The sequence below is a fragment of the Natrinema salaciae genome, from assembly GCF_900110865.1.
In the GTDB taxonomy this organism is placed as follows: domain Archaea; phylum Halobacteriota; class Halobacteria; order Halobacteriales; family Natrialbaceae; genus Natrinema; species Natrinema salaciae.
This window is the reverse complement of record NZ_FOFD01000005.1, coordinates 332959-341293: the sequence shown is the minus strand read 5'-3', so window position 1 is coordinate 341293 and position 8335 is coordinate 332959. Positions and strand designations below refer to the sequence as shown.

10 protein-coding genes are annotated in these 8335 nt (G+C 59.4%); 8 read left to right on the top strand and 2 right to left on the bottom strand.

What is annotated here, in order from left to right; translation table 11 throughout:
- Positions 1-474, top strand: a 474-nt coding sequence (locus BMX07_RS18400) for a DsrE/DsrF/DrsH-like family protein (RefSeq protein ID WP_090620688.1), incomplete at its 5' end; no start/stop codon positions are given.
- A 156-nt stretch (positions 475-630) separates the two neighbouring features.
- Here BMX07_RS18400 and BMX07_RS18395 read toward each other — a convergent pair.
- Positions 631-1032 carry a DUF8147 domain-containing protein gene (locus tag BMX07_RS18395; RefSeq protein ID WP_090620687.1) on the bottom strand — a complete coding sequence of 134 codons (402 nt, stop codon included), beginning with the start codon at positions 1030-1032 and terminating at the stop codon, positions 631-633.
- An 886-nt stretch (positions 1033-1918) separates the two neighbouring features.
- Between BMX07_RS18395 and BMX07_RS18390 the strand changes: the two genes are divergently transcribed.
- On the top strand, positions 1919-2533 hold the full coding sequence (locus tag BMX07_RS18390; protein WP_090620685.1) for an SAM-dependent methyltransferase: 615 nt from the start codon (positions 1919-1921) through the stop codon (positions 2531-2533).
- Positions 2534-2581: 48 nt separating this feature from the next.
- Here the strand turns inward: BMX07_RS18390 and BMX07_RS18385 are convergent, their stop codons facing one another.
- On the bottom strand, positions 2582-3007 hold the full coding sequence (locus tag BMX07_RS18385) for a universal stress protein (protein WP_090620683.1): 426 nt from the start codon (positions 3005-3007) through the stop codon (positions 2582-2584).
- 422 nt (positions 3008-3429) lie between these two features.
- On the opposite strand from BMX07_RS18385, the gene BMX07_RS18380 reads away from it, so the two are divergent.
- The 6 genes from BMX07_RS18380 to BMX07_RS18355 all read left to right on the top strand — a co-directional run bounded on the left by BMX07_RS18380 (position 3430) and on the right by BMX07_RS18355 (position 8282).
- Complete coding sequence (locus BMX07_RS18380) at positions 3430-4008, top strand: hypothetical protein (RefSeq protein ID WP_245742164.1); 579 nt, start codon at positions 3430-3432, stop codon at positions 4006-4008.
- A gap of 2 nt (positions 4009-4010) precedes the next feature.
- Positions 4011-4628 (top strand): DUF2238 domain-containing protein, encoded by a 618-nt coding sequence (locus tag BMX07_RS18375; protein WP_090620678.1) that lies wholly within the window; start codon positions 4011-4013, stop codon positions 4626-4628.
- Positions 4629-4767: 139 nt separating this feature from the next.
- Positions 4768-5538: a hypothetical protein gene (locus tag BMX07_RS18370; RefSeq protein ID WP_245742163.1), complete on the top strand. Its 771-nt coding sequence runs from the start codon at positions 4768-4770 to the stop codon at positions 5536-5538.
- 376 nt (positions 5539-5914) lie between these two features.
- A complete protein-coding gene (locus tag BMX07_RS18365) occupies positions 5915-6811 on the top strand; it encodes a universal stress protein (RefSeq protein WP_090620673.1) in 897 nt (298 codons plus the stop codon).
- A 308-nt stretch (positions 6812-7119) separates the two neighbouring features.
- A complete protein-coding gene (locus BMX07_RS18360; protein WP_090620671.1) occupies positions 7120-7824 on the top strand; it encodes a DUF2270 domain-containing protein in 705 nt (234 codons plus the stop codon).
- An 83-nt stretch (positions 7825-7907) separates the two neighbouring features.
- On the top strand, positions 7908-8282 hold the full coding sequence (locus BMX07_RS18355) for a hypothetical protein (protein WP_090620668.1): 375 nt from the start codon (positions 7908-7910) through the stop codon (positions 8280-8282).
- Positions 8283-8335 lie beyond the last annotated feature (53 nt).

The window sequence follows — 8335 nt, the reverse complement described above, 5'->3', positions numbered from 1 at the left end:
GAACTCGGCGACGACGGCAAAAAGATGACCATCGTCGCGACCAAGGGCAGCTTCGACATGGCCTACCCGCCGCTGATCCTCGCGAGCACGGCCGCTGCCTTCGGCTGGGACGTCGTCGTCTTCCACACCTTCTGGGGACTCGACATCCTCCACGAGGAGAAGTCGGCGGACCTCAAACTGAGCGCCGTCGGCAACCCGAACATGCCGCTGCCGAACTCGATCGCCGCCCTTCCCGGGATGGACCGCATGGCCACTAAGATGATGCAGAAGAAAATCGACGAAAACGGCACCGCCACCATCCAGGAACTCATCGACCTCTCCCTCGAGCAGGGCGTCGACCTCCAGGCCTGCCAGATGACCATCGAACTGATGGACTACGACGAAGACGACTTCTACGACGGCGTCACGACCGGCGTCGGAGCCGCTACCGCCCTCCAGCACATGGCCGAGTCCGACGTGCAACTCCTCGTCTGAGCCGCTCGCGACGGGATCAGGTGGGCCCGAACCGCCATTCGCAACCGGCAGTACGACGAGTTCTCGAGACGGTCGCGACCGGGGAGCGGAGCGAACCGTTCCCGTAAACTGCAGGTACCCCACGGAACCGATCCGCACGCGGTGATTCTTCTTCGGTTATCGGATACCGGTAGTTTCGTCTTCGCTGTCCGTTTCGCGGCGTTTCGGTCTTCGGACGTACACTCCTGTCCCCGCAAGAAGCGCGCCAACGAAGGCGATACTGAGTGCGAGCGTGACACCGAGGGAGAGGACGCCACCAAGGAGGAGTAGTCCACCGAGAAAGACGACACCGAATCCGGCGACGGCACTCGCGATGCGCTGGCGCTGGGCCGGGGAATTGTCAGCTAACCCAATGTATACCGCAGCGGAGGTGACCACGCCAGCAACGATCCCGGCCGGGATGCCGATGAACAGCGAGAATTCGATCCACTGATGGGCGAATTCGGTGACAGTGACACCGGCGATGAGGAACGCGGCACTTCCTGCGACCAGTGCCAGTCCCCCTGATCTGATACTCATGGCTGTATCCTCCGATCGAACTACGTTACTGTAAGGTATGCGGGTACCGGATGATGACCGTTCTCGACGATCGCTGTCAAGAGCGTCGTGCTGAATAGCTGGAACGTGCACGCGGCTTCTGACGTGTATCCGTCACGGGTCGAACGGCCCGTCATGGAAATCGAATCCCGGAAGTGGGTGAACGAATTCGCAGAACGGTGGGAAGACAACCCGATCGAGTGAGTGGATACGTCCGGCCACAGGAAGGAAGACGCAGATCCGCTATTCGGTTCGACATCGGCAGCGACTTGGTCTCGTGGCAAACTATCGGTCGATGAACCCCAGAAAATCAGCCAGTGAACGCGTCAGGGGAGGAGAAACGATTCCACCATTACGCAGAACGATCCGCCCGACGTGGAACGGCGAAGCCGGGTTGCCCGATAGGCACGGCCGATACGGAAGCGATCGAGCTGTTCAATAGCGGGTCGAGCTCGATTTCGACGTACCGTCTCCGAACACCCGTGGTACGTAGGAGGCGTCCTTTTCCCTTCTCGAGAGATACCACCACCTATGATGCCGACACTGCGAGAGTCTAACAACAAGCGTGATCGGGGCCTCTCTGAGGAGATTACTGCCCTCCAGAAACAGCTCTCGGAGATGCAAACGGAACAGCGATACCTCCGAAACGCGCTCTTCGGGCTTGCGCGTGAATCGGATATGTCTCTCGGCAGCCCGTGCCCGAAATGCGAGAAGTCGTATATGCTCATCAAACAAGGATTGATGTCCTGTCCGTCGTGTCAGAATCGACTCTCGGTATAGGACTCACTACTGCAATCGCTCGGATGCGAAAGTCGACCGCGGCGAATATGAGAATCTTCATACAGACACGAATGACCATTGTTTAGTAATGCGATACGATGACCGGCAGGAGGTGTATGGCCGCGAGGACTACTATTGGGGAACGGAACCGAACACGATGGCCAAGAACACGGTTGACGTGGCGCCGGTCGTCGAAAATACAATTACGGCGATCGACATTGGTGCCGGCGAGGGACGAGATGCGGTATTTTTCGCCGAGCACGGCTGGAACGTGTATGCGATGGATATCGTCCCGAACGGGCTGCGAAAGGCAGAAAAACTTGCCGAGGATCGAGGAGTGACACTCGAGACTGTTGAGGCCGATGCGAACGATGTCACCCTCCCCGAACCGGTCGACGTCGTCTACTCGGCCGGGACGGTCCAGTACATCCGTCCCGAGAACCGAAAGCGACAGTTCGAGCATTTCAAATCCAAAACGACTGCCGGCGGGATTCACGCGATGTTCGCTTTCGTCGATCATCCCGATATTCCGACGCCGCCGGATTGGACGACAAACGAGCACTTCTACGCACCAGGTGAATTGACAGACTACTACACTGAGTGGGAAATACTGCGGACTGAACGTCTCGTTTTCGACGATGATTCGGGTGACGAACCCCATCAGCACGCGGCTGAAATACTATACGCTCAGAACCCAGACTAACGAACACGTTCTGCAAACCGTACACGAAATAGCGGAGTGGGTGAAGAGTCACCGGACAGTCGTTACCGGAACCGGCGACCGTCTCGTCACTGCCTCTGCAACGCTCCCAAGGAGGATACGCGTTGGCCCAGAGCGACCGTGACTTCCAATGACCACGTGATCGATATCATGGTCCTCGATGTACCCAGTAATCGTGCTGGCAGGCTTCCCCTCCCGTAGTTCGGTCGTAACGTCAACGCCGTGTTCAGCCGCAGTCTCGCTGGCTCTCTCGAGTTCTTCGGTCCCCCTCCTGCGTAGTTGTTCGAGATATTCGTCGCCGTAGAGGAACCCCTCATCACCGTAAATCGAGGCCCTGTCCAACTCGATGACGTGGAGTACAGTGATGTGTTCGTCGGGATATTCTTCGACGGCGTACTCGAGCGCTTTCTCCGATTGACTAGAATTGTCGACTGGGACGAGGATACGACGGGTCATGGTAGAACTTAGCACTCCACCCATATATTGGCACCTATCTGATAGATTGTGAGAAGGTTTCCGACAGCCTACTTTCGAAATCGTCGATAGGCCGTGGACCGCCAAGACATCATTTTGGTCGTCCGCCACTCCTCGGCCGAGAGTCGGCGTACTGGGCGGCTTCCTCGGCGTTCTCGAGGTCCGTCGCCTCTTGAACGGACTGTGGCAATTGGGTTGCAGAATCGCAACCGAAAGCCCCGCCGCTTAGACGGGGTATCGGGACAATAGGGCTCCGACGTTGTCCACGAACTGGTACTGGTCTCTGTTCGATTCGGGGTCGAGTCCAAGGTACGGAAACGACGTTCCCGTTCACGCTTCCAGCATCGGAAACCCTCACTATCCGGCTGCGGGTTTTAGTGTCCACGAATCGATTCATCCGTGTGATGCTCGAAGGACTCGTCCGCGACGAGCGGATGAACGCCGCCATCGGATGGTTGTTGACGGGCATCGTGGCGCTGGATGCCATCGAGAGTGTTTTCACGGGCGTTCTGCTCTGGGGTGGGTTCGAGTTGGTCGTCGTAGCCGTCGTGTCGGTACCGGCGTTGATGACCCGTGACTGGACGGCGATGATTTCCTGGCCGCTCCTGGCGGTCGCTACGATCGCTGTCGTTGCCAGTGCAGCCGAATTTCCGTCCGAGACGACAGTGTATCTCGCCGTTGGGACACTCGCACTCATCGTTGTCGTCGAACTCGAGGCGTTCGGATCGGTCGAATTGAGTCGGCGGTTCTCCGTCGGCTTCGCGATGCTCACGACGATGGCGCTCCAGGCACTCTGGACCGTCGCCCAGTTCTACTCGGATCAGTGGCTCGGGACCGAGTATCTGCGCTCGCAGACCGAACTTCAGTGGGATTTCGTCGCCGTCACGGCTATCGGACTCAGCCTCGGCGTACTCTTCCAGTGGTACGCCGGTCGATTCGAGCCGGCCGGTGCCGTCGATCGGGCCGCGAACGGAGCGAAATAACCATGGCGATCGGTGATGCAGTAGAGCTGACGGATTCGCAGGAGCGCCGTATCGTTCGGGGTCTCCAGCTGATGCTCGTCGCACTCTTCGGTTTCGGGATCGCGACGTTTCAGTTCGGAATCGCTGGAACGGCAGGGTTGGCCCTCGGCGTAACGCTTCTGCCCGCGTGGTTGCGCTGGGAGTACGGATACTCGATGAACGCCGGACTCGTCCTCTGGATCACTACCGCCGTGATCCTGCACACGATTGGATCGCTCTGGCTGTACGAAGAGTACCAGTGGTACGACGAGATCGCTCACACCGTCTCAGCGTCAGTCATCGCGGGGCTGGGGTACGCTGCCTTCCGGGCGTTCGAACGCCACTCCGACGAAATGAACGTCTCGTCGACGTTTCGATCCGTATTCATCGTCGTCTTCGTCCTCGCGACCGGCGTCGTCTGGGAGGTACTGGAGTTCGCTCTCGGCGGGGGGCTGGTCACTGTCTACGGAATCGACGACATCGTTACCGACTTCGTGTTCAACGCAGTCGGCGCGGTGATCGTCGCGATCTGGGGAACGGGCTCTGTCAGTGAACTCATCGAATTCTTCGGGCGGCGACTTCGATCTACTCGGGACAATTGACGCTCGGTCCCGGGTTCGACCAACGGCTGCAAAAGCCAGCACGAGGATTATCCGGTGCTGGAGCGAACGACCGATCGTCCGAGACGGACACTGATCTAGCATGAACGGCCAGCGGAACCGGAGATCGCGACGGTGGTTCGTGAAGGCAGGGTCGGTCACCTCGGCGACACTCGGGCTCGGTGTGATCGGGGGTGGAGTGGCACAGGAGACGCCGACCGAAGACGGCGACGACGAACGGTTTCGAGACGCGATCACGACCGGCGAGACGTACTTCTCGGGCGCGATTTTCCGTGTCGTCTCGCCGGCGCTGCAGGACGCCCCCGTCGTGGACGATCCGGACGTCCTACAGAACCACAGCGTGCGTGTCATCGAACACTTCAACACGAACGAGGAGGGGTATCTCTTCGTACCCGAAGGCACACGGATAGAAGAAGGAGAGCAGTACGTTTTCGACGACCGGTTATCGTCTCCGACCGAAGAGGCGTTAGCAGTTTCCGATCTCGTCCGTGTGCAGTACCGACCGCTCACTGGCGACGACCTCCCCTTCGAACTCGAGACCGAGGAGGACTTCGAGATTCTCGATGACGGCGGCGGCGAAGCCGCCGTTCGTCCCGACAACTTCTTCTCGAGCGCGCCGTTCGAGATCACGTCGGGACCGCAGGGCTGGGTTCCACAGGATATCGAGCAAAGCGGCCTGTTCACGGACTACAATACCGTCCACGCCGAATACTTCGGCACGAACAACCGGTTCCTCTTCTTCCCGCAAGAGGGTGCGGAAACGCAAGCGGGAGAGCTCTACGTCATGCGTGACGAACCGGAACTGTTCGATCCGGCGGGCAATCTCGTGGCCGCCGAGTTCGACGTCGTCGACAAAGAAACCCTCACTATCGACGACGACTCCCTCCGATAGTCGATCATCCCCAGCGATTCGATATCCCTTCTCCACCTTCAACAACTCATCTCGAGGGAGACCGACCGCTTCCCGATCTAACGGCAGTTCACCGATAGCGATCAGAGCTGCCGTTGGATCGGGAAGCGACTACCGATGCGGTGCCGACCTGCTCAGTATCAGGTCCGTTGAATATCCATGGATACGTGTTATCCGCTCGGCAGGTGACAATTTCGACGTATCAATTGCTCCAGATTCGGGGGAATAGTCGATCGGTCGGTCGCCGAAGGTGACCGCCGAGCGTACACCGTCGATCGAGCCCGTTTCTCGCTGAGACCGATGCCACCTCGCTGGCAGGTCAAAACGTATACTGATCCGGAACGTAGCCGACGGTGCCATGTACGACCGCATTCTCGTTCCCGTCGACAGAAGCGATCCGGCAACGACGGCGCTGGATCACACACTGGAGATCGCCGGCGACCACGACGCGACCGTCACCCTCCTCTACGTCGCGGATACGAACAAGCCGAGTCAGACCCGTGTCGGTACCGACGTTCTGGACGTCCTCGAACGCGAAGGCGACGAGATCGTCGAGGACGCCTGGGAACGAACCGTAGACAGTGACGTTCCCGTGACTACGGACGTCGTGCAGGGCGCGACATCCGACGCGATCGTCGACTACGCCGAGACGAAGGACGTCGATCTCGTGGCGATGGGAACCCACGGACGGGACGGCCTCGAGCGATACGTCGTCGGGAGCGTCGCCGAACGCGTCGTCAACACGGCGCCGATGCCGGTGCTGACGGTTCGTGCGGTCGACGACGTCCCGTCCTATCCGTACGAGTCCGTCCTCGTCCCGACCGACGGAAGTGAACACGCAACAGTCGCACTGCAACTGGGAGCGGACGTGGCGAATCGGACCGGCGCTACGCTCCATCTGCTCTCGGTTCTGGAAGATCAACTCCTCGGATCGATCGCCGACGAGACCGAGCGCGAGAACCGGGCAGAGAGCCTCCTCACAGACGCCGAATCGACGGCGATCGACACGGGCGTCGACGACATCGTGACCACGATCGAATCCGGATCGGTCCCGAAACAGATCACCGCGTACGCCGATGGAACGGGGATCGATCTCGTCGTGATGGGAACCCACGGCCGAACGGGGCTCGACGAACGCTTCCTCGGAAGTGTCACTGAACGTGTCATTCGCACGGCGTCAGTCCCCGTGTTGACGACGAACCAGTCACCGGAATCCTCGGACGAAACACTCGCGAGCGGTCACTCGAGTACGTGACTGGTCAGACACCCGATGGCCTCGACAGCCGCGAAGTAAACGAGAGAGCCGGGAAGGAGTGCGACGACATCGAAACCCCATCGTTTCGTCCACCGGTCATCTCTCCCGAGGAGGAGAGCGTCTGTCACCGGAGACCATACACGGACGTGTTCCACCACCGGTCACATTTCTGTCGGCGAGCTAGCGTCTCGAGAGGAGGGGGTCGTCGGTGACAGTGTGCTCGGACCAGGACTCGATCCGACGCAGACTGGACTTGCCACGGAGGGGCGGAACTCTATTAGTCCCGTTGTCGAAGGCGTATACTCGCGATGGCTCAGGACTCAGCGAAAGATATCGATCCGGGTGACGCCGAACACCGCGAAGTCGGCAAGGGCTTACTAGAGGACGACATGTCTCCGAGTTCGTCGATGGCACACCTCTACCGCGGTGAGATCCATCGGATGACACTTTGGCGTGAACGGCTCGACCGAACGTCGAACTGGGCGGTGATCGTCATGAGCGGAATCCTCACGTGGGGCTTTTCGGGCCGAAACCGACCGCACTACATCCTGCTATTGGGAATCGCGGCACTGGTCGCCTTCTTGATCATGGAGGGACAGCGGTATCGCGGTTACGATCTCTGGCGAGGACGCGTTCGGACGCTTCAGAAGAACGTCTTTGCGTACGGATTGGACCCGTCTACGGGCCTCGAAAACCCAACGTGGCGGAAGACGTTGAGCCAGGACTACCGAACGCCCGTCATCAAGATCTCCAGGGAGGAGGCAATTGCGCACCGTCTCCGCAGGATTTACTTACTGCTCTTCCTGATCATGTTGAGCGCGTGGGCGATCCGGGTTACCGCATTCGCATCGACGCCGTGGCCAGCCAGCGCCGCCATCGGTGCGGTCCCTGGTCTCCTCGTAATTGGTATCCTCGTCGCGCTGTATCTCCTCGCAGTGTTCGTCGCCGTGCGACCGCGGACGTGGCGGGCCGAGGACGAACTCCACGCACGGGATATCGGAAAGCATCGATAACGACCGCTGAAGTGCGAGCGATCGACAGCGTGTGTCGAGCTATCAAGCCCTACTCTTATCCCGCTTATTCACCTCCATTCGCTATGGGAGACACGAAAAAGGGGCGAGACAAGCAAGCCCACGACGCAGAGAATCGCCAGCGGAAATGGGAACTCGAACAGGAACGCGACCGTGGTGACGAAGCACTACCTGGTGATGAACAGGGCGACTCCGACGATGCAGAGGAATATTCGGACTCGCTTCGAGAGTGTCATCGTCGCGGCTGCGACGAGCTCGCAGCATTTGTCGTCCTCGAACGATACCAAGAAGAAACCGGTCAGGGTGCCGTCGAGGCAGAGGCCGTCCTCTGTCGAGAGCACACCGCTGAAGAAAGTCCCACGAACCTCGAGGGTGTCTACGCGAATTACGTCTTTCGAGTTACACCCATTCCGGAGACGAGTACCACTGACACAGAATAAATAATCGATCGTATTGCTGCTATCCGCAGCGGTTCCTGCAGATATTCAGTTTC